The sequence below is a fragment of the Muriicola soli genome, from assembly GCF_004139715.1.
GTDB classification, from domain to species: domain Bacteria; phylum Bacteroidota; class Bacteroidia; order Flavobacteriales; family Flavobacteriaceae; genus Muriicola; species Muriicola soli.
Map to the genome: position 1 here is coordinate 14,787 of NZ_CP035544.1, position 26,626 is coordinate 41,412.

Sequence of the window (26,626 nt, forward strand, 5' to 3'; positions counted from 1 at the left end):
GACAAAGGTACATTAATTCGTATTTGAAGAAGGATGATGATTGGATGAAAATTGTATTTTTGACGCTGTGGAACTTATACTGGACGATACCTATTTTATGAAAAAAGCCCTTCAGGAAGCCGAGTTGGCTGCTGAAGAAGGAGAAGTGCCTGTGGGTGCAGTCATTGCCGTGCAGGGAAGGATCATCGCCAGGGCGCATAATCAGACAGAAAAATTAAACGATGTTACCGCCCATGCCGAAATGCTGGCAATAACGGCAGCCTCCAATTTTCTCGGGGGAAAATATTTGTACGATTGCACCTTGTACGTTACGCTCGAACCTTGCCTGATGTGCGCAGGGGCATTGCATTGGAGTCAGATTCCCAGAATTGTTTACGGGGCAGCTGATCCCAAAAGGGGGTTTACTGTTTCTGGGGGTATTTTACATCCAAAGACCATGGTTACCGCAGGAGTGCTCGGGAATGAGGCGGAGGCCTTGCTAAAGCGATTTTTTATACAGAAGCGAAATCTCAATTAATCCCAAAAAAAACACCCGCTCTATACGGGTGCTCTGTTTTTAATCAAAATAAAATATATCAGTTTACCACCTGAACCTGGGCGGCAACCATTCCTTTTCTCCCTTCTTCTTCCTCGTATTCTACTTTGTCTCCTTCATTCAATTCTACACCGTTTAGGGCGGTGGCATGAACGAAGATATCCTTTCCGGTTTCGTCGTTGGTAATGAATCCGTAACCTTTAGATTCATTGAAAAATTTTACTGTTCCATTCATCCGATTAATATTAAATAAATTAGGTGTAATACTAAAATATGGAATTTTGAGCAGAAGCCGTAATGGAACGACCATAATTTGGGCTCGAATTAGTCTTTTTTAGACTTTTTTCCCTCAATATCCCGCATTTTTCTGATGTTCTCTTCATTGAGCATATAGTCCTTTACATTCTTTCCCTTGCTTTCCTTCAGAAGGAAGAGAGGCATGGCGATCAGGAATAAACCAACGGTTCCAAAGCCTATATATTTGTTCCCCACAGCGGGCTGTTCCCCTACAATGGTAAAACCGTAGATAATTGCTCCCAGTGACAGCAAGACTATAGCCGTTATGACATATTTATTTTTTAACATCTTCTTATTTTGTAAAATTGATCAATTTGCGCCTGTAAGCCGTTAACAACTTAGATTTTGAAACAAAACCGTAATATTTCCCATCCTTGATCACCGGTAGATTCCAAGCACTGCTATCCTGGAATTTTTGCATTACGGTTTGCATAGTATCAGTTTCATAAAAAATATGTTCAGGGGCCTTATGCATCAATGTCTCAACCAATAATTTGTCGTACAGGCTGGTATCAAACATAAAATCCCGAACATCATCGAGCAGGACGATCCCCGTTAACACCCCTTCTTTGTTGACCACCGGGAATATATTCCGGGTCGATTTTGCTACCGATTGATGCAGCATTTGTCCCAGGGTCATATCCTGATTTACGGTTTTAAATCCTTTTTCCACAACGTCGTCCAGGTGCATAAGGGTGAGGACGGTTTGATCTTTATCATGGGTAATTAATGCTCCGGCCTTTGCCAATTCCCGGGTATAAATAGAATGATCAAGGGTATTTTTTGTGATGAGGAAAGAGATCGCCGAGGTAATCATCAGCGGTACAAAGAGTTCGTATCCCCCGGTGATCTCGGCTATAAGAAATATAGCCGTTAGCGGGGCGTGTAAAACCCCGGCAATCAAGCCGGCCATTCCAATTAGTGTAAAGTTACTTTCACTAACCGTAAACCCAATTCCAATGTTATTGATCACCTTGGCTACCACATTGCCCAAGGCACTTCCCATGACCATGGTGGGGATAAAAATTCCTCCTGCCCCTCCTGCAGCAAAAGTCGTGGTCATTGCCACTGCTTTAAATATTGTGATTCCGAACAACAGGGCGATGACCACCCAAATATTGGAAGTATACTCATCAAAAGGAGTTTTACCAAGGGCCTCAAGGGAATTTCCATCCAGTAAGTGATTGATAAACCCAAATCCTTCCCCGTATAAAGGCGGGATAAAATAGAGCATAACCCCTATGGCAATTCCCCCAACCAACAATTTGTATTTAGGGCTTTTAAAGCGTTTGAAAATCTGCAGTATTCCAAAATACATCCTGGTGAAGTAAATGGAAGCAAAGGCCGTTCCCACACCTAAAAGGATATAAAAAAAGGTGTCCCGGATCTCAAATTTTTCTGTGACGTTGAAATTAAATAAGGTTTCATCCCCAGGAAGAAATAGGAGGTGAGTACGCCCGAAATTGAAGCGAAGAGCAAGGGCAGGAGCGAGAGCATGGTAAGGTCGAGGCTAAACACCTCAACGGCAAAGATAATGGCAGCAATAGGAGATTGAAAAATAGAAGCTATTGCTCCGGCTGAAGCACAGGCTATTAGTAAAGAACGGGTCTTTGCATTGATATGCAGTAAACGGGATAGGTTTGAACTCAGGGCAGAACCCGATGCAACCGCAGGGCCTAATAGTCCGACCGACCCACCAAACCCGACCGTAAGCGGGGCAGTGATAAGTGGGGTATATATCTTCTTGATACTGATAAGGCCTTTCTTCTTGGACATGGCGAGCAGGATAGAAGAAATAGCGTGTTCAAGCTTTTCCCGGTGTACGTATTTTACGTAGAGATACACCAGGGTTAGGCCGATAATAGGGCTGATGAAATAGAGTTGGGTGCTTGTGAATGAGATTCCTTCTTCAACAAGCGATTCGATAAAGTAAGTGGTATTCTTAAGGGTTACAGCAGCTAGTCCGGCTAAGAGGCCAACGGCAACACTCATGATATGGACAAAGGTCTTGTTGGAGATATTTTATACCTCCAGCGGTAAAATCGGGCAAACAGGACTTTAATCTGTTTCTGCATGATATGGCTTATAGATCAGATTTAGAACATTGAAAAACACATCCATCAAAGATTAAAAGCAAACTTCGCCTCCCACCTTACCGCTTCCTGAATTTACTTTTCTCTGAGGCGCAGATTCAGCTCCTCGAGTTGTACTTCATCAATAGCAGCCGGAGCATCTATCATCACGTCCCTTCCGCTGTTGTTTTTAGGAAAGGCGATAAAATCCCTTATGGTTTCCTGACCTCCTAAAATGGCCACCAGGCGGTCGAGCCCAAAAGCAATACCTCCATGGGGAGGAGCACCGTATTGAAAAGCATCCATTAGAAATCCAAACTGGGCCTTCGCTTCCTCTTCAGAGAATCCCAAATGCCGGAACATCACGCTTTGAACATTTTTATCGTGTATCCTGATGGATCCTCCTCCAATTTCGTTGCCGTTAAGGACCAGGTCATAGGCATTTGCCCTAACGGCATCGGGATCTGTATCAAGCAACTCCAGCTGACCCGGTTTTGGAGAAGTAAATGGGTGATGCATGGCGTGATAGTCTCCCGTTTCCTCATCCTTTTCCAGGAGAGGGAAATCGACCACCCATAAGGGGGCAAATTCGGAAGGATTCCGCAGGCCTAGTTGTTCTGCCATTTCCATGCGAAGGGCACTGAGCTGGGTACGGGTAACATCTGTGTCGCCGGAAAGAACACAAATAAGATCTCCCTTTTCGGCTCCCGTGGCCACCGCCCATTTCTGAAGGTCTTCCTGATCGTAAAATTTATCGACAGAAGACTTATAGCTACCGTCTTCATTGCACTTTACATAGACCATCCCTTTGGCTCCAATCTGAGGCCTTTTAAGCCATTCGATTATGCCGTCTATCTCTTTTCTGGAATACGAAGCACCTCCCGGAACAGCAATACCCACGACCAATTCGGCCGAATTGAATACCTGAAATTCCTTGTTTTGAGCAATCGGATTCAATTCTGCAAATTGCATCCCGAATCGGATATCGGGTTTATCATTGCCATACGTCTTCATCGCCTCGTCATAGGTTATCCTTGGAAAGGTATCCACTTCCACTCCGGCTATTTCTTTGAGCAAATGCCGGGTTAGGCCTTCAAAAGCATTCAGAACATCTTCTTGTTCCACAAAGGCCATCTCGCAATCAATTTGGGTAAACTCAGGCTGTCTGTCGGCTCTGAGATCCTCATCCCTGAAGCATTTTACGATCTGAAAATATTTATCCAGTCCGCCAACCATCAGAAGCTGTTTAAAAGTCTGGGGGGACTGGGGCAAGGCGTAGAATTGTCCCGGATTCATTCTGCTTGGAACCACAAAATCTCGCGCTCCTTCCGGAGTTGATTTGATCAGATATGGGGTCTCCACCTCAATAAACCCTTGTTCAGAAAGGTATTTTCTGACCTCCATGGTTACCTTACTGCGAAAGATAAGATTGTCTTTTACAGGTCTTCGGCGAATATCGAGGTAACGGTATTTCATGCGCAGGTCTGTTCCTCCATCGGTTTCATCTTCAATGGTAAAAGGTGGGACTAATGCCTGATTTAATACCTTTAATTTTTTGACGAGGATTTCAATATCTCCGGTCTGAAGTTGAGGATTTTTAGACGCTCTTTCAATGACCTCTCCCTCGATTTGAATCACAAATTCGCGACCGAGTTTCCTTGCCTCAGCCAGTAATTCGGCTGGAGTTCTTTCTTCGTCAAAAACCAATTGGGTAATCCCGTAACGATCTCGTAAATCTACCCAAACCACAAACCCTTTGTCGCGGACTTTTTGTACCCATCCGCTGAGGACAACATCCGACTTAACATCCTTTTCTCCTAACTCTCCGCAAGTATGAGTTCTATACATTGATAAACTGAATTTTAACTGCGGCAAATGTAAGAAGTAATGCGTTGAACCCCCAATTTATGCCTTTATTTTAGCCCCTTATTGCAAAAGAAAAAGAACTATAGATTTTGTAATTATAATAACTTCCTTACCTTGGAATATCAATAATCTAACTCAAAACTTAATTAACATGAAACAAAAATCACTTGGAAAGACATTCCTCTGGCTGTTTCTGGCCCTGCCCTTATTAGGGTTTTCCCAGGGAACGGTAAGCGGGAATATTACAGATTCCAATTACGGAGACCCTCTTGCGGGGGTAAATGTCGTAGTTAAAGGTACTTCTCAGGGAGCTATTTCTGACTTCGACGGGAACTATTCGATCAGCGTAGATAGCTTTCCTACTACCCTGGTTTTCTCATCGCTTGGTTACGAGACGAAGGAATTGACAGTAGAAGGGCCTACAACCTTGAATGTGACCTTAAACGAATCGGCGACCGGTTTGGACGAGGTGGTAGTTACAGGTCTAGGAACTTCCATTAAAAGAAGTAACCTTGCCAATGCTGTGGCTACAGTGTCTAACCAAGAACTCGTGGGGACTACAGCACAAACTACCCTGGACGGAGCACTTTACGGTAAACTGACAGGGGTAAATATTACCTCCTCATCGGGAGCTCCCGGAGGTGGTTTTGCTTTGCGATTAAGGGGGATCTCTTCCATAAATGGAAACAACCAGCCCCTTTATATTGTGGACGGAGTCTATGTAAACAATGCTGAAATTCCTTCCGGACTGCGGTTCGCCTCAGGGGCTAACCGGGGAAATGAGGAAAACTCGGCCAACCGAATTGCCGATTTGGATCCGAATGACATTCAGAACATTGAAGTATTGAAAGGTGCCTCTGCGGCCGCCATTTACGGTACACGGGCGAACGCCGGGGTTGTTATTATTACGACCAAAAGGGGTAGCCAGGGCAAGACTGAGGTAAAATTCAGTCAGGACACCGGGTTCAATACCATTATAAATAAACTGGGACTCAGACCATGGACGGCCCAAAGTGTTGAAGATACATTCGGTGCTGCTGAGGTCACTTTGTACAACCAGGCCATTGCTAACGGAGGTCTTTTTGACTACGAAGACATTATCTACGGTGAAACCGGATTAATTACCGATACTCGAATAAGTGCGAGTGGGGGTGATGAAAAAACCAAGTTCTATGTAGGGGCTTCTTACAGGGACGAAGAAGGGATCATCAAGAATACCGGCTTCAATCGTTTTTCTCTGAGAGCTAATGTTGACCATACAATTTCAAATACTTTTAGCTTTTCTGCTTCTTCTAATTATGTGAGGAGTAGTTCAAGCAGGAGTTTTACAGGTAATGAAAACGAAGGAGGTCTTAGTTACGGGTACACCCTGGCTTTTACCAGGCCTTGGATCAATTTATTTCCTGATGATACCGGAGTTTACCCTGATAACCCGAACTATTCGGGAAATCCCATTTTTGTCAGGGACCAAGCGATAAATGAGGATAAGAATAACCGTTTTATTCAGGGAATCAAACTCACCACAAATGTTTTAAATACTGGTGATGACTCTGTAAAACTGATCTTTAACGGAGGGGCAGACTTCCTCGCCAATGAGACCTTTGTATACGTGCCCGAAACACACCAGGCACAAAGGGGAAATCAGAACGGATTTATCGGAGTAGGAAAGAATAACTTTACCAACTTCAACTATCAGGGTATTGCGGTTTGGAATCGCAATGCGATGGGAGGCGATCTCGCACTAACTTCCCAGGCAGGTATCTCCTACCTGGAACAACAAGCAGATCTGATCTTTAATCAGTCAACACAATTGATTCCCGGTCAGACCAACTTAAGTCAGGGTTCAGCTCAGGCTATCACCCAAACCACTTCCACGGTTAAGGAATTTGGATATTTTGCTCAGGTTGAAGGAAATTACCAGGACCAGTTGATCGGTACCTTAGGGTATAGGTTTGACAAGTCGACTCTCAACGGAGATCCCAACAAGTTCTACGGTTTTCCAAAGGCATCGCTGGCTGTGAACCTGCATAATTTTGATTTCTGGTCGGATGGAGTTTTCCAAAGGCTAAAAATTAGAGCAGCGTATGGTGAAACAGGATCTTCAGGAGCCTTTGGTTCTGCATTCACAGGGCTAAATCAGGTTTCAGTTGGTGGCATAGGAGGTTCTTCTATTTCTGCATTAAAAGGCGATCCGGATATAGAACCAGAAACTTCCTCAGAATTTGAGGTAGGTTTTGACGCCGGACTCTTTAATAAAGTGAATTTGGAAGTTTCCTATTACAACAGGGTTGTAAGTGACCTTCTGTTAAGTAGGGTACTGCCCACTTCCACAGGCTTTGGTTCGGAAACAACCAATCTTGCTGATCTTAAGAACGAAGGGGTAGAAGTAGGTATTACGGTTAACCCTGTTCAGAATGAGAATTTCTTCTGGAGTTCAAATATCAACTGGTGGTTTAACCGATCTGAGGTGACAAGGTTAGACGTTCCTGCATTTCCTCAGCCCGGAGCTGGTTTTGGCCTGGGTCTCGGGACATTCTACATTGAAGAAGGAAAGCCGGTTACTCAGTTGGCTGGTAATGTAAATGGAGTGCCTACACAAATTGGAAATGTTGAACCCGACTTTCAGATGGGCTTTTTCAACAACTTTACCATTGCCAAACAGTTTGACGTATCCTTCCTGCTACAATGGAAAAAAGGTGGGGATAACCTCAACTTGTCCAGACTGCTTACGGATCTGGGAGGTACCTCACCAGACCTTGATACCCCTGAAGGAATAGCTCGAAATGGTTCACCAATTGCTGCGGTGAGATTTGTTGAGCCTGCAGGATATTTGAGGCTTAGAGAAGCGGCTGTTTATTACAGACTTCCCGCTAGCGCACTGAGCTTTTTCGGGGATGCCGTAACAGGAATAAAGCTGGGAGTATCGGGTAGAAACATTTTCACCATAACAGATTACAGTAGCTACGATCCGGAAACTTCCACAAATGGAGGTGCCGGCTTGTCTTCAGGGATAGAGGTTACACCATTCCCAAGTACCAAGCAGTTTTACTTTCACTTAAATGTTAACTTCTAAAAAAATAGCAATGAAAATTATACAGAAATATAAAGCAATAGGAGGTTTAGCACTTTTGATACTCTTTGGTGCTGTAATCACCGCTTGTTCTTTTGATGAACAAGTTGATCCTAACAGACCTAGTCTGGCCGGGGTCCTGACCGACGCTTCACAGAATCAGCTGAATAATCTGGTTGTAGGAGTTGAATCAGCTATGCGTAATTCGCTGGCGATACAAACAACGGGTTCCGGAACCATGGCAAGGGAGTTGTACCTCTTTGATGCAGATCCCAGGAACACACAGGATTTACTCGGTGCGAATGGGATTTCACTAGACAATAACTCTTTTTATTCAACGGCTCCATGGGGAGGCCGGTACGTTTCTATCAAGAATGCTAACATTCTTTTAGAGTCTGTAGAGAACACAGAACAGGTGACCGATACTCAAAAAGCGGGATACAGAGGTTATGCTAAGACCATAATCGCCTTTGAGCTGATCGAGGTTTTAAAATCTTATAACCGCGCACGGATAGACGTGGCCGATCCGGACAACCTAGGACCTATTTTGGAATTTGATGCGGCACTGACGGCTGTGAGATCCTTGCTGGATGAAGCTTTAACTGATCTCAATGGGGCAGGGGCAGAATTTGCGTTCCCCCTTGCCGGTTTCTCTGGCTTTGATACTCCTAGTGGCTTTGCAGAATTCAACAGAGCTGTTGCTGCTGTTGCCGCTGTATATGCCGGAGACGGAAATGCAGCTTTGACTGCACTTTCAAATTCCTATTTTGATCTCGCAGGCGATCTGACTATCGGGCCCAAGCACGTTTATAGTCTGGATAGTGGGGACTTTACCAACGGACTCTTTAAGATCCCGGATAACAACGGAGACCAGATCATTGTGCATCCTTCGTTTATTGCCGAAGCTGAAGCAGGAGACACCCGTGTAGACAACAAAACGCTGATACGGGCCAATCCTACAACCCAGGACGGATTGTCAGGGGATTTTCAAACGGCTTTGTACGCCTCAAATATATCTCCTATCGATATGTTGCGGAATGAGGAATTGGTCCTGGTATATGCCGAGGCTAATATTTTGGCAAATGATCTTTTTGAGGCAGAAGATGCTATAAATGTGATCAGAAATTCTGCTTCTTTGCCCGTGTATTCCGGAGCATTGACTGCAGAGGCACTAACTACAGAGATGTTGAATCAGAGACGCTATTCTCTCTGGTGTGAAAATCACAGGATGTTTGATTTGAGAAGGTATAACCTTTCCAATACGCTGCCCATTGACAGAGCAGGAGATCAAATATTCAATACTTTACCGGTACCCTTATCGGAAAATGATTAAGTTTATTAGAAATGTAAAGGCCGCCCAGATGGGCGGCCTTTTTTTTTGATCAGGCTGCAACATCGGTCTCTATTTTATTGAGATTCACAACCTTGTCTTTACGGAAAAACAATTTGATTCGATAGGTGATATTAAACAATACCGGGACAATGATCAGGGTTAAGAAGGTAGCTATGATAAGACCAAAGATTACCGTCCATGCCAAAGGTCCCCAAAAGATAACATTGTCACCTCCCACGTAGATCCTGGGATCACCGGTAGAAAACAAGGAGAAGAAGTCGATGTTTAATCCCACCGCAAGTGGTATAAGGCCTAAAACAGTAGTTACTGCTGTAAGGATTACCGGCCTAAGCCTGGCTTTCCCGCCTTTTACGATGGCCTCGGTTACATCTTCCAGTGGTAACAGATTATATTCATCGATTCCCAGCTTTACTTTTTTCCGGTCGATTAAAATTTGGGTATAGTCTAACAAGACTACACCGTTGTTTACAACAATTCCCGCGAGAGCAATTATACCCATCATGGTCATCATAATTACGAAAGGCCATCCCGTTAGCATCAATCCTCCAAAAACTCCGATAAAACTCAAGAAAATAGCCGTCATAATAATGGCCGGTTTGGATATTCCTCCGAACTGGAAAATAAGGATGAGCATAATAAGGCCCAGACCTGTAAAGAAAGCTCCTACAAGAAATTGCATTTGCTTATTTTGTTCTTCGATCTGCCCTGTAAAATCTAATTGGACATCAGCAGGCAAGTCCTCAAAATTCTCCATTTCTTTTTGAATTTCCGCAACTATGGCTCCGGCATCTGAGAAACCGGGTTTTAGTCCGGAATAGACCGTAACAACCCGCTTATTATCACGGTGTTTGATGGCGCTAAAAGAAGAGGTATTTTTTTGACTTGCCACTGCAGATACAGGGATTTCCCTGATCTGACCTGTAGCCTGATCCCTGAAGATGATATTCTGATTAAAGAGGGCACTCTTGTCATATCTCAGGTCTTCTTTAAAACGCACGTTGATGTCGTAATCCTCTCCGTCTAGCTTGTACACTCCGGCTTTTTCCCCAAAGAGAGAACGCCGTAACTGTTGTCCTACCTGCCCAACACTAACACCGAGTTCCCCTGCCTTTTCACGGTCTACCTGCACATTCATGGAAGGCTTGCCCTTATTGACATCGATCTTCAGCTCTTCGATTCCGGCAATGTTCTTTCTATTGATGAAATTTCGAATGTTCTCAGCAGTGTTGATCAATACGTCATAATCTTTTCCTTCCAGTTCAATGTTGATAGGATACCCTGATGGAGGGCCAACGGCATCCTTTTCTACAGAAATGGATACCCCGGGATAAATCCCGATAAGATTGTCCTGTATGTCCTTACGAAGCCCCTCGGAATCTATCCCATTGCGATATTTAAATTCCCGCATGGAGAGGGTAATTTTCCCCCGATGGGGCATTTCGGCAGAAGAGCCACCGTCAGTATACGGATTTCCCGCACCTTCACCTACCTGTGAAACACCTGAAGATAAGAGAAAATTATAGTCGCCATCAGTGTATTTAGGCTTGTTCGCGATGGCATAGACGCGTTTTTCAATGTCTTTGGTTAATTCATTGGTCTTTTCTATTGCCGTTCCTTGCGGATATTCAATGTATACATTTACTTCATTGGGGGTATTATCCGGAAAGAATTCGACCTTTGTACGCCCGCTGCCGAGAGAAAGGCCAAACAACATAATAGTACTGATAAGTAATAGCACGGTAATCCCGGCGAACCAGTATACATTTTTACCTCTGAGGGAGAATTTGATCTGCCGCTCGTAAAAGTTTTCAAAACGAACAAGAGCGGTCCTCTGAAATTTGTTGGACCATTTTTTAATTCCGTATTTATAGGCCCAGAATAAGATAGCCGTCAAAATCATTACACTTCCCAAACCTCTCATACTTCCACCGAAGATCAGGATAAACAGACCGAAGCCCGTAAGGATAGAAGTTGTTTTGATCAGTTGCTTTCGGGATAGTTCTTTGTCGCCAACTTCCATAAAGCGCGAAACCAGCATGGAATTCATAAAAATGGCCACGAAGAGGGAAGATCCCAAAACAACAGAAAGAGTAATGGGGAAATAGATCATAAACTGTCCGAAGATACCCGGCCATAAGCCAAGTGGGACGAATGCGGCAACCGTGGTAAGGGTAGATATTATGATCGGAAATGCAATCTCTCCGATTCCCTTTTTGGCAGCCTCGATCCTCGACATCCCTTCCTGTTCCATAAGGCGGTAGACATTCTCAACCACTACAACCCCGTTATCCACCAACATCCCAAGACCCATAATAAGCCCGAACAGTATCATGGTATTCAGTGTAAATCCGAGGGATGATAATATCACAAATGACATAAACATGGACATTGGAATCGCAAAACCGACAAACAAGGCATTTCTAAAGCCCAAAAAGAACATCAGTACCGTTACAACGAGAATAATCCCGAATATGATGTTATTAACCAGGTCGTCTACCTGTCCTAGGGTCCTGCCTGAGGAATCGTTGGCAAGGGTAAGGGTCAGATTCTTTGGATAATAGTTTTCTTCTGCCTCTTTCACCAATTGCTTAATATCGTTGATGGCCTCTATAGTATTTCGTCCTGATCTCTTTTTAACATCAAGCATAACCACATTGTCACCGAATTCACGTGCATAGGTAGTCTTGTCCTTTTCATCAAAGGTCACCTTTGCGATGTCCTTAAGATAAATAGCTCCGTTCTCAGATTTAACCACAAAGTTGTTAAGCTCATCAGGCTCCTCTATTTCTCCCAAAATTCGAATTGTTCGCCTTTGATTGATGGTCTTTAGATTACCGGCAGACATCGTCATATTTCCATTTGAAATCGCCTGAAGAACATCCTGGAAACTCACTTTGGATGCCATCATTTTATAGACATCTACAGCGACTTCAACTTCCTTTTCTTGTGCTCCGCGGATATCAACTTCTTTTACCTGAGGCAGGTCTTCTATCTTTTCCTCGAGATATTCTGCATACTCCTTGAGTTTTTCAACCGGATAGTCTCCTGTGAAGTTGATATTTATGATAGGAATTTGTTCAGCGAGGTTGAGATCAAAAATATTGGGCTCTACCTTAGCTCCATTGAATAATGGCCAATCTTCGCTGGCTTTTTCAACATCCACCTCGTCCTTTACCTTTTGTTTGGCTTCTTCAACCGTAATATCCTCGTCAAATTCGGCAGTAATGATACTGTAATCCTCCTGAGAAGTTGAAGTGAGTTCAACAAGGTTGCTCACATTTTTTATTCGGTCTTCAAGGGGATCAGTGATCAATCGCTCCACATCCTCCGCCGTATTTCCGGGATAAGGAGTACTGATATAAACCTTGGTCTCTACTACTTCAGGAAAATCTTCCCTCGGCAGTTCCATATAGGAAGTATACCCTAAATAGAGAAAGATTGCGATCATCACATAGACCACAGATGGATTGTCAATGGCCCAGGAAGATAACCTGAATTCCTTATCGGCATTTTTTTGTTGTCTGCTCATTGCGACCTACTTAATTATTTGTACTCCCTGATTGTCTTTTACACTCCTCGCCCCTCCTGGATAATCAGATCACCTTGCTGCAATCCGTTCAGGATCTCTACATATCGGCCCTGAGTTTTCCCTGTGGTAACCACTCTTTTTTTAGCCGTCCCCTTCATTTCTGAATCAAGATTATCTGCTATAAAGACATACTGGTCTCCTTCTGCATTTTCAGAGATAACACTCTGAGGTACTAGTAATGCATAGGCATTGCTGTAATCATTGATCATCACACGGGCACTTAAATTAGGTTTAATCCTTCCTTTTGCATTTGAAACGGGGATTTCAACACTAAAGGATCGGTTGTTGGGATTTATAAAATTCCCGGCCTGTCTAATTTTGGTCTGAACAGAATCTCCTAAGACTGGGAAATAAACCTGCGCTTTGGTTCCTTCTGAAATACTGCCTACGTAAGTTTCAGGCACATCTACGGTGATGTACATATTACTGAGGTTCACAATTCTGAAAACCTCAGAACCGGGCCCGGGGGAAACCACTGTTCCCTGATCTTTGATCACGTCATCAATGATCCCGCTAAATGGAGCTCTAAGGGCAGATTTGCCCAATTGCCGTTCCACTTGCTCTACGTTATTTGTAATGGCCTCGTAGGAGGTTTTTGCCTGCAAATATTGAATTTCAGAACCGATATTTTGCTCCCAAAGTCTTTTCTGACGTTCGTAAGTAGTCTCGGCTAAGGCCGCCTGTGCCTTTAATTGCTGTAGTTGACTGGCCATTCCGCCATCGTCAATCCTTCCTAGTATTTGGCCTTTAGTGACCTTGTCACCTTCGGTGACAAAGACCCTTTCAAGACTTCCGGCCATCTCAGGGTAAATCAAGACGTTTTGCTTAGTCGCCACATTTCCCTGCAATTCCAGATAATGTTCAAAATTTTGGGGGTTGACCTCAAAAGTGTTCACCAGGGGTAACCTGCTGTCTGCATCGAGGACTGCAATCACTGAGTCCAGGGTACTCACCTGTTCATTCAGCTTTTTCAACTCCTCGCTAAGGCTCAATTTTTTCGATCTGATCTGCTCCAAATCTCCATTGCTGATGAGTGCGTCGAGAGATTCATTCTGACCCTCCCCGCATGACAGGAGTAGTATAAAAAGAGTGAGGATTGGAATACTAGTTTTCATTTTGATATATGGATTTATAGTCTGTTCTTAATTGTTTGCGATAACTTCTAATTCGGTTTTGGCATTAATGACATCTACCATCGACTGTAGATATTCCTGCTGCGCACTATAGAGTTGGGTTTGGGCCTGCCTCAGTTCAAAACTGCTGGCGATCCCCTCCTGGTATTTGATTTGATTTTTTTTCTCGATTCTTTCGGCCAGATTTAAATTTTCCTGAGTGGTGTTGTATTGTTCAACGGCCAGTTGGTAATCACTCTTAGCCTTCTCGAGCTGCAGTCTGATTCTTTCCTCGGTTTCTTCGAGCTGGGTCTTCGCTTTTTCAAGAGCAATTTTTGCTCTTTGGGTACTGGCACTTCTTCGCAAAGAACTGAAGATAGGTATACTGAGGTCGAAACCTAGAATTGACGAGTCGAACCATTGTTGATCACTATCAAAAAAGGTGAAGGATTCACTAAAGGCCGTAGAACCGTAGTTCACAAAGGCGTTCAGCGTTGGCAAAGCCCTGCTTTTGGCTAGTTTGAGCTCGAAATAACGCTGTTCGTTAAGATTGTTGACAAGCTTATAATCCACATTGTTTTCCATGGAGAACGGAGCATCGAGTACAGTGGGGTCAACATACTCTCTGGCCAGGTCGCTCAGACCTTCTTTTAATTCGGTTGGCGTATCGAGCGGAAGCCCCATGATCAGATTCAGCATTTGCAGGGTTATGGCCTCAAGTCGTATAGCGTTGTTTAGCTGACTTTCAACGGTACTGGAAGTAATTTGCAGTTGTTCCACACTTTCCTCTTCTGCCAATCCGTTTTCGTACAACTTTTGTGTTTCGAATAAATTATCGTCCAGGGCTTTCAGGTTTTTACGAAGGATACTTACTGACTCATTGGCCAAAAGAACATTTCCATAGGCCTCAACCACTGCTTTCCTTACATCTTGTCTGGTTTTTTCCTTGTTGTTCTGGCTATAACTTAGGAAGGCCTTGGTGGCCTGTACACCAACAATGTAGGATCCGTCAAATATCTGTTGTCTTACCGTAGCTGTAGCTGTCGCTTGTTGGGGAAGCCCAAAAACGATGGGCTGAAATTCTCCGGGTTCTCCTCCAAAAAATTCTGCAGGGATAAGGGAAACAGGCTGTTTTAAAAAGTTCTGATAGCTGACATCCCCGGTGATTTGTGGTAAGCCAGAGGCTATGGTTTCCCATTTTTGCTTTTGGGCATCAATAATGTCGCGTTCAGCATTAAGTGCACTGTAATTGTTCTCCAGGGCATATGCAATTGCCTCATCAAGAGTAAAAGCTTTGGGCTCATCCTGGGAATATCCCGTCTGGGATATGAATATCAGCATTATAAATAAACGAGATAGTTTCATTTATTTTTGATTTGAGTGAATAATGTCATTTAAAATTTGTCTTCCCTTAGAGGTGACTATTCCCCTTAGGTGGTATTCCAGATAGTCGTCCATAAGCTGGGTTTTGGGAAATTCGTCCTCGGGGAAAAGGGTGTGATCTTTAATACTGGTAACCCCTGAGAAATAAATTCTCGCAATAAAATCTACGTTTAGGGTTGGGATGTAAATACCCATCGCTATTCCCCTTTTAATGTTGTCTACGACACAACTCTGCATCAGGCTAAATTGTTTCATCCTAAGGGTGTTGTGAATTTTAGGATAGTATTTTTGCAGTTGGTATTGAGGCGATGCTTTTTCGTCCTTAAGATGTCGCATTGCGAATTTCTTGATCTCATAGAGTTCTTCAATGGGGTTTTTCTGTAAACTGCAGATGGTGTCGATCCCTTGTGAAATATTATTGAAGAGTTCAAGTGTACACGCTTCAACCAATTTGGTCTTATTGTCAAAATGAGAATAAATAGTCTTTTTGGATATACCCATTTCATTGGCCAGGTCGTCCATGGTAACGCTTTTAAAACCCAGGTTAAGAAACAGGTCAGTGGCCTTATGTAATATTTTTTCTCTCATTTCGAGGGCAAATATAATTTTGGAAACTTTAAAAACAATAAAAGTTTCCAAAGTTTTACAATAATTTAACACTGGCTTCACGATGTAGATTTAATTTAGTTTTTCACGGCCAGGGAGACAAGGGTGTTCTGATTTCTCCTATTTTTGAAAAAAATTGACTATGCAATCTGTGGCATTCTACAGGGATCAATTTGAGGAATACCTCAGTTTGGGGATGGGGAATCGCGACCCCAGGTCTCTATACGATCCGATGTTTTACATACTAAAACTAGGAGGGAAACGCCTGAGACCTGTCCTTACTTTACTTTCTGCAGATCTTTTTGGGGGGACCCCAGGGAGGCATTTAAAGCAGCAATGGCCGTAGAGTATTTCCATAATTTCTCCTTGATTCACGACGATATAATGGATGCGGCTCCGCTCCGCAGGGGCAAAACAACAGTACATAAAAAATGGGATCTCAATACCGGCATACTATCCGGAGATGCCATGCTAATAGAAGCCTATCGATTTTTAGAGTCCTATCCGCCGAAGGTGTTTAAAGACTTAACAACCCTTTTTAGCAAGACGGCTATGGAGGTTTGTGAAGGACAACAGTACGATATTGATTTTGAATCTCAGGAAGAAGTGAGTGTCTCTCAGTATTTAAAAATGATCAAATTTAAAACGGCCGTACTCGTGGGTGCGGCTATGAAAATGGGTGCGATTACCGCCGGGGCCTCAATAGCAGACCAGGATAAGATCTATAGTTTTGGATTGTACCTGGGGATTGCTTTTCAATTACAGGACGATTATCTGGATGTTTTTGGAGACCCCAAAGTTTTCGGAAAACAAGTTGGAGGGGATATTATTGAGAATAAAAAAACCTACCTCTACCTAAAGGCGCTGGAGCAAGGCGATCTGCAACAGGTACGTGAATTGAAAGACCTTTTCTCCATTCAACCCAAACGAACAGAAAAAAAGATCAAACGGGTAATTGAGATCTACGATCAATCAGGCGCTTCAAAAGAAACTAAAGAAGCAATTGCATACTACACCAACAAGGCATTCGATTGCTTAAACACCCTGGATATTAGTCAGGAAAAGAAAGAGGTCTTACTCACTTTTGGCCGGGATCTGATGGGTAGAAAAGTCTAAAATTACCACCATTTCTTTTTTGCGGTGATGGCCCAGTACAAATGCCGCACAAGCGACTTAATAAATGGTATGGGGTTGGGCGCCATCATAATATAAATGTCTTCGTACCACTTTGTTTCCTCATCAAGGAACTTAAAGATGAGCTGGGGTTTCCTATGTTTAAACAGGGACTCAAATATGCGATGCCCCAGTTCGTTATCCCTGTAAAGTATATTCAGAAGAAGCAGGTCATAGTACCAAAAGCGATCTTTCTTGTGAAACTTCTCTAAAGAATTCCCGGTTTTTAGATATGCTATCAGTTCCTCAGTCTTTTTTGAGGTATTGTTAAAGGTGTAACCCGTACTGGGTTTGCTCCAGCCACCTGCTGTACCTATATGAAAAACACTTTTAGAGTTGTGTTGTGAAAAGTCATAGCAAGTCATTGGGATACTGCCTTTTTCTTTTTCCAATATCCTGTAATCAGAACAATTGAACTCACTCAGCATATAGTCTTGAATAGCCTCTTCATACTCTTTGTCTTCCAACAATTGAGATGAGAACAGGGTGTATTCTACCAGGGCTTCCTTCTCGCTAAAAGGCAGGACATACATAAAGCGTGTATTCCCTTTTTGTTCAATTGAAAAGTCCATAAAAGTAGCCTGGCCAGGAGTAAAAACGGGTTCCTCGGATTTTACAAACCAGCCTATAAAATGTTGTTGAAGTACAGGATACTTTGCATTAGACCTGATATTGCCATAAGAAAACCAACTGTTAAAAACCTGGACTGTACTGTAATCCCCTACGCTGGTCTTGATAACAACTTTTCCATCTGAATGTTCATTTATATCCGATACCGTAGCCTGAACAAAAGAGATATTCGAATAGGATCCCAGTCGGTCTTTAAAGTGGGAATAAAAATCGACTCCCCTAATCATTTTATAGGAATACGGGGCAATGTTCAGCGACTTCTTAAACTTTTTCCCGCCAAAATAAATTTGCTTCCATTCTTTGTGTATCAACTGATCGAAAGGACCAATACCTTTTTCCCAAATACACCAGGTACGATCATTACGGCTTTTATCGTCTTTGTCTAAAAGCAGAATTGATTTATTTCTAAAGGCGGGGTCTTTTCCCAATCCATCTGCTAGCATGAGGCCGGCTGCCCCGGCTCCAATGATGATGAAGTCGTATTCTGTCATAGATTACTGAAGTGGCCCTAAGGTACAAATAATGCTATTATCCTTATGGAATTTCGGCTTATAAACGGTATCTCAGGCCGGCGAAGGCACGGATTCCCTGGTTAGGGCCATAGACGTATGTGGGATCGAAAGTCAGCGCATACGGATTGTCGGGAGTTGCTGCTACTTGTCCGTTGGCATCATAGGTTACATTCTTGTCAAAAGGATCATTTGCCCGGGCGATTATAAAAGGGACTCCCTGGTTTGGGGTCCAGTCTAATAAATTCTTTATTCCGCCGTAGATCTCAAAACCCTTCATCCCTGTAAAGGTGAACTGTATATTCTGGATGCTCCAGGTGGGTGAAAATTCGCTGCGCGGATCCAGATCGCCTAACAAGGGAAGACGCATAGGGCCGTATAAGTTTCCCGTATAATCCAGGGATAAATTCCATGGCCTGATAGTATAGGAGACACTCCAGGTACCGGTAAATTGTTCCGTAAGGATTTGTCTCGATTTTACCCCGTCTTCTGTGCTGGTCACTTCCATCAGGGTTCCACCCAACAGGAGTTTTAAGCCCGATGGAAGGGCCAGGTCAATATTTGCGCTTATTCCCTTTGAGATGGAATTTCCATCGAGATTATCATAGATAATCTGGTCTGTATTCGTCTCGTAGTCTGGGATGATCCTGTTGGTAAAGTAGGTATAAAAGAGAGAGGTATCCAGATTTAAATAGACACCGTTAAAGCTGTATATTTTTTTCGAGTAGTTGAGATTCGCATTAAATGATCGCTCGGGATCCAGTGCCTCCCTGATTACCACTTCCCTTGCCCCGGTTAAGGCTGCGTGATCTTCGGTGAATAAATTGACCACCCTGAACCCGGTACCGGTATTCAGTCTGAACATATCAGTTTCACTCATCTTCCATCTGTAAGCAAGCCTTGGAGTAAAGATGGCCCCATGACGTTTATCCAGGTCGAGCCTCGAGCCCAGGAGTAATGAGTGATTTTCCCCCAGACTGATTTCATCCTGGGCAAAAATGCTGGGGATCCATACTTCATCAGGAGCGTTGAGGCCTGCATTTGCTGTGGCAGGCGTATTGTCGTCGTAGTAATTATATCGCAAAGCGAGGCCGAGGAGAAGATCATGAGATTTTAGTGTAGGTCCCCAGGTAAGTTGTCCAAATCCAATGCGTTGATCAGCCAGGTAAGTTGTTGTGCCGTATACCGAATTCTGATTGTGATTCGTATACGAAAATGTCAGCATCATGGGTTCGTCCATAGGGAGCTGGTACTTACCCAGTAATTCCCACCGACTAGTATATATGCTCTCGCCATAGATCTGGTCACCTCCCCTGAATTCCGGGGTCCATTGCATTTCTCCTCCCCAACGATCTTCATACAGGTATCTTCCTGCAAGGGACAAAAGGCGCTGACCAGATCGCTGAAAATTCCATTTCTGAAAAACAGAGACTCGATTTTGCAGGGTGACATCCGTAAAATTGTCGTTGTTATTGTCAATAGGAGTGTCGTAATTAAAGTAGTTTAACCCCAGTAAAAGGGTGGTTTTATCCCCAAATGCAATTTTAGACCCCACATCGAGATTGTATTCTCCCCAGCCGGTTAGATACCCATCAGCTTCCAGTTCCGGGGCTTCAGGAGGGTGTTTTGTGATGATATTTATAAGTCCGCCAACAGCCTCACTCCCGTAGAGGGAAGAGGCCGGACCCTTAACGATCTCAACCTGGGAGATCAGAGAATTTGGAATACCCGAAAGGCCATAAACTGTACCCAATCCGCTCACGATAGGCATACCATCGATAAGAACAAGGGTGTAAGGACCTTCCAGGCCGTTGATATGGATATCCCCTGTATTGCAGACATTGCAGTTCACCTGGGGTCTTACTCCGTTGACATTTGCCAGGGCTTCAAAAACATTGGGAGTTGGATTTTTTGAAGGAATGCAGGGGAATATACCTCCACGGGGACCGGACTGGCAAGGCGCCGAACGGGTTTCAAAGTGCCACTGACAACAATATCATCCAGATTTTCTACTGAAGGAAAAAGCGCAATATTGAGGGTGATGTCCTCATTTTCGGATAAACTTACTTCAGTTTTATAGGTAACATATCCAACGGCGGAAGCAAGAATCACATAAGTTCCTCCGCTCAGCTTGTCCAATATATAGGAGCCATCTTCCAGGCTGGAAGTACCCATGTTTGAACTTCTGATCCTAATGTTGACAAAGGGCACAGCTTCACCGTCTGAGGTGACCTTACCGGAAATACTCCCTGTCTGTGCGTGGCCGGAAAACCAAACGCAGAGAAAGGCGATCGCCAGAAAGAGGAAATTCTTTACCATTTGACATTGCATTAAAGTAAATTAAATTTTAGACAAATCTAAAAATATGTTTTTACAAATAAAAATGTATTTTTGTTTCAGCACAAAAGAAATGACCCAATCTGAAGAAAATTACCTGAAGGCCATTTATCATCTGGGGAAAACCTCCACCGGAATGATCTCCACTAACGCTATTGCAGATGAAATGCGGACCAAGCCGTCGTCCGTAACCGATATGGTAAAAAAACTGGCGGAAAGGGAGCTGTTGAATTACAAGAGATATCAAGGGGTATCACTCACTGAAGAAGGAAGGCAAAAGGCCCTGTCTGTAATCAGAAAACATCGTCTTTGGGAAACTTTTCTAGTTGAAAAACTAAGTTTTAACTGGGATGAAGTGCATGAGATTGCAGAGCAACTCGAACATATCCAAAGTGAGAAGCTGATAGATGAACTGGATCGGTTTCTGTCTTTTCCTAAGGTTGACCCTCATGGAGATCCCATCCCGGATAAAAACGGGGATCTGGCTCAGCGGCAATCGAAACTACTGAGCAGTTTAGAGACTCACAGTAGCTGCGTCTGCATTGGGGTAAAGGATTCCTCCTCCTCATTTCTGAGGTATCTGGATAGAAATCAAATTGCTCTGGGAGATGAAATCAAGATCCTGGATAAGGAGGATTTTGACAACTCGGTTCACGTCCAAATAGGCGAACGTAAACTTCATCTTTCCCATGTGATTGCTTCTAATTTAATCGTTACATAAGTAGATATGGAACAGATAATTTCTTATTTCGAATCAATTAATCCCATTTTGGCCGCATTTTATGCCACCTTGTTCACCTGGGGCCTAACTGCTCTTGGGGCAGCTCTTGTCTTTCTCTTTAAAACGATGAACAGGGCAGTACTAGATGGCATGCTGGGTTTCACCGGTGGTGTAATGGTGGCAGCAAGTTTCTGGAGTTTGCTCGCTCCCGGAATAGAGATGAGTCCGGGTGAAGGATTTCAAAAAGTCGTTCCCGCTGCAGTCGGATTTTTGTTAGGGGCTGCCTTTATTTATGGCCTTGATAAAATACTACCCCATATCCATATTAATTTCAAGGAATCGGAAGGGATCAAGACTCCCTGGCACAGGACCACGCTCCTCACCCTCGCCATAACCTTGCACAATATCCCCGAAGGTCTGGCCGTAGGCGTTTTATTTGGCGGGGTTGCCGCGGGCTTTGAAGGAGCCAATATTGGTGGGGCAGTTGCCCTCGCCCTGGGGATTGGCTTGCAAAATTTCCCTGAAGGATTTGCTGTAGCCATGCCTTTGCGCAGACAGGGCCTGAGCAGGTTAAAAAGTTTTACTTACGGGCAGGCTTCTGCAGCCGTAGAGCCCTTAGCCGCAGTACTCGGCGCATGGGCTGTTCTTACATTCCAACCCATTTTACCTTATGCGCTTTCTTTTGCTGCCGGGGCAATGATCTTTGTTGTAGTTGAAGAGGTGATTCCTGAGACCCAACTAGATAAATACACTGATATTGCTACCATGGGTTTTATCGGTGGATTTATTATAATGATGGCCTTAGATGTCGGACTCGGTTAGCAGCAAATTAAAATTCTGGGAATTCCACAGCAGAAAAACCTTCATAGCTTAGCTTACTCTCCACCCTAAGCTGTTCCAGTACATAATTATCCTCATCTTCTGAAATCAGACTGAGGGCAAAGTGGGATTAGTACTTTTCTACCTAATCTTCTTCTTCACCTTTTTTTTCAGCTTGTATGTAGGGAATAGTATCTATAATATATTCGAGGACCTGTATTCTGGCCTCTGTTTTGGAATTGGCCTCAACAACTATCCAGGGCGACGTTTTAAGATCGGTATGTTCAAACATCTTTAGTTTAAATTCGGTGTAGGTATCCCACAATTCCTGCGCCTTGCGATCAACGGGCGTTAGCTTCCAGCGTTTTAACGGACTTGATTGAATGTCTTTAAACCGCCTGGCTTGTTCTTCTTTAGTAATTGAAAAGTAGAACTTGATGAGGTAGATTCCGGAATCCATGATCATGTTTTCAAAGCTATTTACCTGCTCCATAAAACTTTGGTACTGCGATTTCGTACAAAATCCATTTACGGGTTCTACAACGGCCCTGTTATACCAGCTTCGATCGAAAAAAACCATTTCTCCGGGCTTGGGTAATTGATTGACGTAGCGCTGAAAATACCATTGTCCCTGTTCTTCTACGGTAGGCTTCGGAAGTGCCACAATTCTGAAATGACGGGGATTAATGTGCTCTGTAATCCTGCGTATTGCACCACCTTTTCCGGCGGCATCCCGACCTTCAAAAATAACGACTACCTTTTTGTTTTTTTCTATGACCCAATTTTGCAATTTGATCACCTCTGCCTGGAGTTCGTGAAATCTAAGTTCACTCTTCACCAGTCTCAAAGCTTTGTCAACATTTGGTTTTTTGTCGGCCAATAAAGATTTTAAACCCAGGGGTGTATTAAGTAATTGAAGATCTTCCTCACTTAAATGTAGTTTACCGGCAGTTCCTTTTCTCATCACTTATATATCAATTTGTTCGATCTGCCTAAAGTATCTCTGGACAATGTTGGGATCGGGAAGGATCGTGGTTTTGGATTTGTGAGAACCTGAGTAATCGAACTGGGACAGGACATATCTCATGCTCTCCAGTCGAGCTGTTTTTTTACTGTTTGCTTTAACGATGATCCACGGACTGAAAGTGGAATGTGTTTTGGCGAACATATGTTCCTTGTAGTAAGTGTACTTGTCCCAAAGTTCCTGTCCTTTTTGATCAACAGGACTGAATTTCCATTTTTTAAGCGGATTGAGAAGACGTGAATCCATACGCTTCTTCTGTTCTTTTTTAGAAATCGAAAACCAGAATTTGATGATTTTTACGCCATCTTCATAGAGCATATGTTCAAATCCGGGTACTTGTACCATAAACTGATTATACTCCTGTTGATTGCAGAATCCCATAACGGGTTCTACCACCGCACGGTTGTACCAGCTTCGGTCAAAAAGGACGATTTCTCCCGGGTTAGGAAGTTCCTTGATATATCTTCTGAAATACCATTGCCCCTTTTCAACATCAGTGGGTTTTGACAGGGCGACCACCCGGGTAGATCTGGGATTCAGGTGTTGTTTAAATCTCTTGATGGCTCCTCCTTTTCCTGCAGCATCGCGACCTTCAAAAATAACCGCTACTCTTATTCCATTTTTCTTGACCCATCGCTGAAAATTCACCATCTCGATTTGAAGCAATCGCAACTCCTCCTCATATCTCAGATTCTGGAGGGCTTTATTTACAGGCATCCCTTTATTCAGGGCAATTTCTATAAGGTCTTTTCTTTTCTTGGCCTGAGACAGGTCTTCTATGGTGTACATCAATAAGGCAGGAATTAGGTTTAAGCTGGTTTAGAAAGACCAAACCCCGTTAAAGATCCTGGCCTCGAGTCTAAAGATACTATTTTTGATTTTTTTTCAGTGCAGAGATGTTGAATTATACCGCCCTTAATAAGACCATTTGCGCAATTGTGCTCCTTCTTGCTTTAATGACACCTATTGACTAAGTTTAACAGTCAATTCTATCCCTATGAGAAAAAGTGTAAATATCCTGTGTTTCTTATTGATAAGCCTATTAATAAAAGTAGGATATGCCCAGAAAATACCCTTTGAATACCTCGATGTTTTCGATCTGCAATATGTCTCTGATCCACAGATTTCGCCTGGCGGAAACTGGATTGTTTATCGCAGAATGGGCTTTAATATCATGACCGATCGGGCAGAGGGAAACCTCTGGATGATCAGAACTGATGGCAGTAAACATCAGAAACTCACTTCACGGGAAGTATCGGAATACAGCCCTGTTTGGTCTCCCAATGGTGACCGGATTGCTTTTGTCAGTGCTACCGATGAGGGATCAGAAATTTATATCTACTGGTTAGAATCGGGTAAATTTGCCCGAATTTCACAACTGCCATCCAGTCCTTCCTCCCTAACCTGGTCACCCAATGGTGATCTGTTGGCCTTTTCCATGAATGTCCCTGAAAAACCACCCGTGCTTGCCAAGATGCCCCAGAAACCAAAAGGCGCCAAATGGGCAGATTCACCGAGAATTACAGACCGGGTATATCACGAAGCAGACGGAAGGGGATATATTGAACCCGGCTTTAATCATTTGTTTGTCCTACCGGCTGATGGGGGATCTCCAAGGCAATTGACGGAAGGAAATTATCAACACCGGGGAGCACTTAACTGGTCTACAGATGGAAAAGAACTCTTTTTCTCCGCGAACAGAAGTGATGATTGGGAATACGATTTCAGAAATAGTGAGATCTATTCCGTAAATGTAGAGAACGGAACCATCAGGGAACTCACGACTAGAAAAGGCCCCGACCGCAACCCTGCACTTTCACCGGACGGGCAAACCATCGCTTATTCCGGCTACGAGGACAAAGTTCAGGCCTATCAGCTGAGTCGGTTACAGATGATGGATTTCAACGGGGATAACAAGAGAAGTATATCCCAAAATTTTGATCGGGATGTGGACGATTACATATGGGATTCCAAAGGGAATGGGCTCTATATAATGTACGACGATAAGGGCAACACAAAAATCGCCCATATGTCTAAAAACGGTAGCGTAAAGAACCTGGTTGGGAACGTCGGGGGAACCTCTATCGGAAGACCGTACGGCGGTGGGTCTTTCAGTGTCTCTGACAACGGGACAATTGCATTTACCCAGACAAGACCCGAATACCCTGCTGAATTGGCCGTATACGATCCCAAACGGGGAACGTCAACTAAAATTACGGACCTCAATGGACCACTGCTCAATTATCGGGAACTGGGCAGGGTAGAAGAGGTTTGGTATACATCGTCTTTTGACCAAAGGGATCTGCAAGGGTGGGTAGTTTATCCTCCGGGTTATGATCCGGGAAAAAAATACCCCTTTCTTGTTGAAAATCACGGCGGGCCCATATCCAATTACGGCGATAGGTTTACTGCCGAGATACAGCTTTACGCTTCAGATGGATACATTGTCTTTTATCCAAATGCCAGAGGGAGTACCAGTTACGGGGAGGAGTTTGGAAACCTGCTCTACAATAACTACCCGGGGCAGGACTATGACGATGTAATGGACGGGGTTAATTTTTGTATCGAAAAGGGAATTGCCCATGAAGATCAGCTCTTTGTTACCGGAGGAAGTGCCGGGGGAATAATGACCGCGTGGATCATTGGGAAAAACAACAGATTTGAGGCGGCAGTGGTAGCAAAGCCGGTAATGAACTGGATCAGTAAGACGCTCGTTGCAGATAATTATTTCGGTTATGCGAATTCTCGTTATCCCGGGCAACCCTGGGAAAATTTTGAGGGCTACTGGAAATTCTCTCCCCTTTCCTTGGTCGGCAAGGTAGAAACCCCAACCATGGTATTGGTAGGGATGGATGATCTGCGGACTCCCCCCAGTGAGGCCAAGCAATTGTACCACGCCCTTAAATTGAGAAAAATTGAGACCGTTCTTGTAGAAATTCCAGGTGCTAGTCACGGAATAGCCAACAAACCCAGTAATCTGATCACCAAGGTAGCTCACACCCTGGCGTGGCTCAATAAATACCGTACTTCAAATAAAAAAGATTAAATGGCTCCTCGCAAAAGACATTGGTTTTGGAATACCATCATTTTATTTACAATTGTGGTATGCCTGGCAGCCTTTATTTTGCATTCTAAAACATGGACGAGACAGGAGGAAGGGGGATTTACACTGATAACAGGTTTTTACTATTCGGAGATTCGCTACGATGACATTAGAAATCTAAGTTTAGTTCCCAGAATTCCGGAGATGGAAAGAAATAGCGGCTTTTCTGCCTGGACGATAGAAAAAGGAGTATTCAGAGATACTCTTCAGGGAATGGAGGGGATCAGAGTGTATGTTGACAATTTGGAGAATCCCAAGATCAGGCTGCAACAAAAAGATTCATCCTTGATCTTCTTTAATTTTAAAGATTCTCTTGAAACTGTAAGCTTTTACGAAAATCTTCTCCGGGAGTTTTCAGCCCAATAAAAAAAGTGCTGGCTTAAATTTTAAAAAAGCTTTATCATTTTAAAAAGAAAAAATTAGTGA

18 protein-coding genes and 3 pseudogenes are annotated in these 26,626 nt (G+C 43.6%); 8 read left to right on the top strand and 13 right to left on the bottom strand.

The window, feature by feature from the left end:
• The first annotated feature begins 67 nt into the window (after positions 1 to 67).
• On the top strand, positions 68 to 517 hold the full coding sequence (locus EQY75_RS00055) for a nucleoside deaminase (protein WP_129601762.1): 450 nt from the start codon (positions 68 to 70) through the stop codon (positions 515 to 517).
• A gap of 58 nt (positions 518 to 575) precedes the next feature.
• On the opposite strand, the gene EQY75_RS00060 is transcribed toward EQY75_RS00055, so the two are convergent.
• The 5 genes and pseudogenes from EQY75_RS00060 to aspS form a co-directional block, all read right to left on the bottom strand.
• Positions 576 to 770, bottom strand: a complete 195-nt coding sequence (locus EQY75_RS00060; RefSeq protein WP_129601764.1) for a cold-shock protein — start codon at positions 768 to 770, stop codon at positions 576 to 578.
• A gap of 89 nt (positions 771 to 859) precedes the next feature.
• Positions 860 to 1,120 carry a hypothetical protein gene (locus EQY75_RS00065; RefSeq protein WP_129601766.1) on the bottom strand — a complete coding sequence of 87 codons (261 nt, stop codon included), beginning with the start codon at positions 1,118 to 1,120 and terminating at the stop codon, positions 860 to 862.
• Between the two features lie 4 nt (positions 1,121 to 1,124).
• Positions 1,125 to 1,649, bottom strand: a complete 525-nt coding sequence (locus EQY75_RS14530) for a CBS domain-containing protein (protein ID WP_425462165.1) — start codon at positions 1,647 to 1,649, stop codon at positions 1,125 to 1,127.
• A gap of 27 nt (positions 1,650 to 1,676) precedes the next feature.
• Positions 1,677 to 2,824 (bottom strand): annotated as a pseudogene (locus tag EQY75_RS14535) (chloride channel protein); the annotation flags it as partial.
• Positions 2,825 to 3,000: 176 nt separating this feature from the next.
• On the bottom strand, positions 3,001 to 4,752 hold the full coding sequence (aspS, locus tag EQY75_RS00075; RefSeq protein WP_129601768.1) for an aspartate--tRNA ligase: 1,752 nt from the start codon (positions 4,750 to 4,752) through the stop codon (positions 3,001 to 3,003).
• 169 nt (positions 4,753 to 4,921) lie between these two features.
• Here aspS and EQY75_RS00080 point away from each other — a divergent pair, with 169 nt between their 5' ends.
• Positions 4,922 to 7,843: a SusC/RagA family TonB-linked outer membrane protein gene (locus tag EQY75_RS00080; RefSeq protein WP_129601770.1), complete on the top strand. Its 2,922-nt coding sequence runs from the start codon at positions 4,922 to 4,924 to the stop codon at positions 7,841 to 7,843.
• Positions 7,844 to 7,853: 10 nt separating this feature from the next.
• A complete protein-coding gene (locus tag EQY75_RS00085; RefSeq protein ID WP_129601772.1) occupies positions 7,854 to 9,173 on the top strand; it encodes a RagB/SusD family nutrient uptake outer membrane protein in 1,320 nt (439 codons plus the stop codon).
• A 49-nt stretch (positions 9,174 to 9,222) separates the two neighbouring features.
• Here EQY75_RS00085 and EQY75_RS00090 read toward each other — a convergent pair whose 3' ends face one another.
• The 4 genes from EQY75_RS00090 to EQY75_RS00105 are packed head-to-tail and all read right to left on the bottom strand — an operon-like array spanning position 9,223 to position 15,866.
• Positions 9,223 to 12,723 carry an efflux RND transporter permease subunit gene (locus EQY75_RS00090; protein ID WP_129601774.1) on the bottom strand — a complete coding sequence of 1,167 codons (3,501 nt, stop codon included), beginning with the start codon at positions 12,721 to 12,723 and terminating at the stop codon, positions 9,223 to 9,225.
• Between the two features lie 38 nt (positions 12,724 to 12,761).
• Positions 12,762 to 13,898 (bottom strand): efflux RND transporter periplasmic adaptor subunit, encoded by a 1,137-nt coding sequence (locus tag EQY75_RS00095; RefSeq protein WP_342774014.1) that lies wholly within the window; start codon positions 13,896 to 13,898, stop codon positions 12,762 to 12,764.
• Between the two features lie 27 nt (positions 13,899 to 13,925).
• Positions 13,926 to 15,260 (bottom strand): TolC family protein, encoded by a 1,335-nt coding sequence (locus tag EQY75_RS00100; RefSeq protein ID WP_129601776.1) that lies wholly within the window; start codon positions 15,258 to 15,260, stop codon positions 13,926 to 13,928.
• Positions 15,261 to 15,866 carry a TetR/AcrR family transcriptional regulator gene (locus tag EQY75_RS00105; RefSeq protein ID WP_129601778.1) on the bottom strand — a complete coding sequence of 202 codons (606 nt, stop codon included), beginning with the start codon at positions 15,864 to 15,866 and terminating at the stop codon, positions 15,261 to 15,263.
• A gap of 160 nt (positions 15,867 to 16,026) precedes the next feature.
• On the opposite strand from EQY75_RS00105, the pseudogene EQY75_RS00110 reads away from it, so the two are divergent.
• A pseudogene (locus EQY75_RS00110) lies at positions 16,027 to 17,000 on the top strand (polyprenyl synthetase family protein).
• 2 nt (positions 17,001 to 17,002) lie between these two features.
• On the opposite strand, the gene EQY75_RS00115 reads toward EQY75_RS00110, so the two are convergent.
• A complete protein-coding gene (locus EQY75_RS00115; RefSeq protein ID WP_129601780.1) occupies positions 17,003 to 18,178 on the bottom strand; it encodes a lycopene cyclase family protein in 1,176 nt (391 codons plus the stop codon).
• Between the two features lie 58 nt (positions 18,179 to 18,236).
• Positions 18,237 to 20,515 (bottom strand): annotated as a pseudogene (locus EQY75_RS00120) (TonB-dependent receptor).
• A 91-nt stretch (positions 20,516 to 20,606) separates the two neighbouring features.
• Between EQY75_RS00120 and EQY75_RS00125 the strand changes: the two are divergent.
• Positions 20,607 to 21,254, top strand: coding sequence for a metal-dependent transcriptional regulator (locus tag EQY75_RS00125; RefSeq protein ID WP_129606836.1), 648 nt, complete (start codon positions 20,607 to 20,609; stop codon positions 21,252 to 21,254).
• A 6-nt stretch (positions 21,255 to 21,260) separates the two neighbouring features.
• Positions 21,261 to 22,076 (top strand): ZIP family metal transporter, encoded by an 816-nt coding sequence (locus EQY75_RS00130; RefSeq protein WP_129601782.1) that lies wholly within the window; start codon positions 21,261 to 21,263, stop codon positions 22,074 to 22,076.
• A 142-nt stretch (positions 22,077 to 22,218) separates the two neighbouring features.
• On the opposite strand, the gene ppk2 (EQY75_RS00135) is transcribed toward EQY75_RS00130, so the two are convergent.
• Both ppk2 (EQY75_RS00135) and ppk2 (EQY75_RS00140) read right to left on the bottom strand, forming a co-directional pair.
• Positions 22,219 to 23,037, bottom strand: a complete 819-nt coding sequence (gene ppk2, locus EQY75_RS00135) for a polyphosphate kinase 2 (protein ID WP_129601784.1) — start codon at positions 23,035 to 23,037, stop codon at positions 22,219 to 22,221.
• Positions 23,038 to 23,040: 3 nt separating this feature from the next.
• Complete coding sequence (gene ppk2, locus EQY75_RS00140) at positions 23,041 to 23,886, bottom strand: polyphosphate kinase 2 (RefSeq protein ID WP_129606838.1); 846 nt, start codon at positions 23,884 to 23,886, stop codon at positions 23,041 to 23,043.
• A gap of 208 nt (positions 23,887 to 24,094) precedes the next feature.
• Between ppk2 (EQY75_RS00140) and EQY75_RS00145 the strand changes: the two genes are divergently transcribed.
• Positions 24,095 to 26,143, top strand: a complete 2,049-nt coding sequence (locus tag EQY75_RS00145) for a S9 family peptidase (RefSeq protein WP_129601786.1) — start codon at positions 24,095 to 24,097, stop codon at positions 26,141 to 26,143.
• Positions 26,144 to 26,566 carry a hypothetical protein gene (locus EQY75_RS00150; protein ID WP_129601788.1) on the top strand — a complete coding sequence of 141 codons (423 nt, stop codon included), beginning with the start codon at positions 26,144 to 26,146 and terminating at the stop codon, positions 26,564 to 26,566.
• Positions 26,567 to 26,626 lie beyond the last annotated feature (60 nt).

Bases quoted from the DNA above. Each gene is read 5' to 3' on its own strand.
- EQY75_RS00060 (WP_129601764.1), bottom strand. From the start codon at position 770: ATGAATGGAACAGTAAAATTTTTCAATGAATCTAAAGGTTACGGATTC.
- EQY75_RS00065 (WP_129601766.1), bottom strand. From the start codon at position 1,120: ATGTTAAAAAATAAATATGTCATAACGGCTATAGTCTTGCTGTCACTG.
- EQY75_RS14530 (WP_425462165.1), bottom strand. From the start codon at position 1,649: ATGATTACCTCGGCGATCTCTTTCCTCATCACAAAAAATACCCTTGAT.
- aspS (WP_129601768.1), bottom strand. From the start codon at position 4,752: ATGTATAGAACTCATACTTGCGGAGAGTTAGGAGAAAAGGATGTTAAG.
- EQY75_RS00080 (WP_129601770.1), top strand. From the start codon at position 4,922: ATGAAACAAAAATCACTTGGAAAGACATTCCTCTGGCTGTTTCTGGCC.
- EQY75_RS00085 (WP_129601772.1), top strand. From the start codon at position 7,854: ATGAAAATTATACAGAAATATAAAGCAATAGGAGGTTTAGCACTTTTG.
- EQY75_RS00090 (WP_129601774.1), bottom strand. From the start codon at position 12,723: ATGAGCAGACAACAAAAAAATGCCGATAAGGAATTCAGGTTATCTTCC.
- EQY75_RS00095 (WP_342774014.1), bottom strand. From the start codon at position 13,898: ATGAAAACTAGTATTCCAATCCTCACTCTTTTTATACTACTCCTGTCA.
- EQY75_RS00100 (WP_129601776.1), bottom strand. From the start codon at position 15,260: ATGAAACTATCTCGTTTATTTATAATGCTGATATTCATATCCCAGACG.
- EQY75_RS00105 (WP_129601778.1), bottom strand. From the start codon at position 15,866: ATGAGAGAAAAAATATTACATAAGGCCACTGACCTGTTTCTTAACCTG.
- EQY75_RS00115 (WP_129601780.1), bottom strand. From the start codon at position 18,178: ATGACAGAATACGACTTCATCATCATTGGAGCCGGGGCAGCCGGCCTC.
- EQY75_RS00125 (WP_129606836.1), top strand. From the start codon at position 20,607: ATGACCCAATCTGAAGAAAATTACCTGAAGGCCATTTATCATCTGGGG.
- EQY75_RS00130 (WP_129601782.1), top strand. From the start codon at position 21,261: ATGGAACAGATAATTTCTTATTTCGAATCAATTAATCCCATTTTGGCC.
- ppk2 (WP_129601784.1), bottom strand. From the start codon at position 23,037: ATGAGAAAAGGAACTGCCGGTAAACTACATTTAAGTGAGGAAGATCTT.
- ppk2 (WP_129606838.1), bottom strand. From the start codon at position 23,886: ATGTACACCATAGAAGACCTGTCTCAGGCCAAGAAAAGAAAAGACCTT.
- EQY75_RS00145 (WP_129601786.1), top strand. From the start codon at position 24,095: ATGAGAAAAAGTGTAAATATCCTGTGTTTCTTATTGATAAGCCTATTA.
- EQY75_RS00150 (WP_129601788.1), top strand. From the start codon at position 26,144: ATGGCTCCTCGCAAAAGACATTGGTTTTGGAATACCATCATTTTATTT.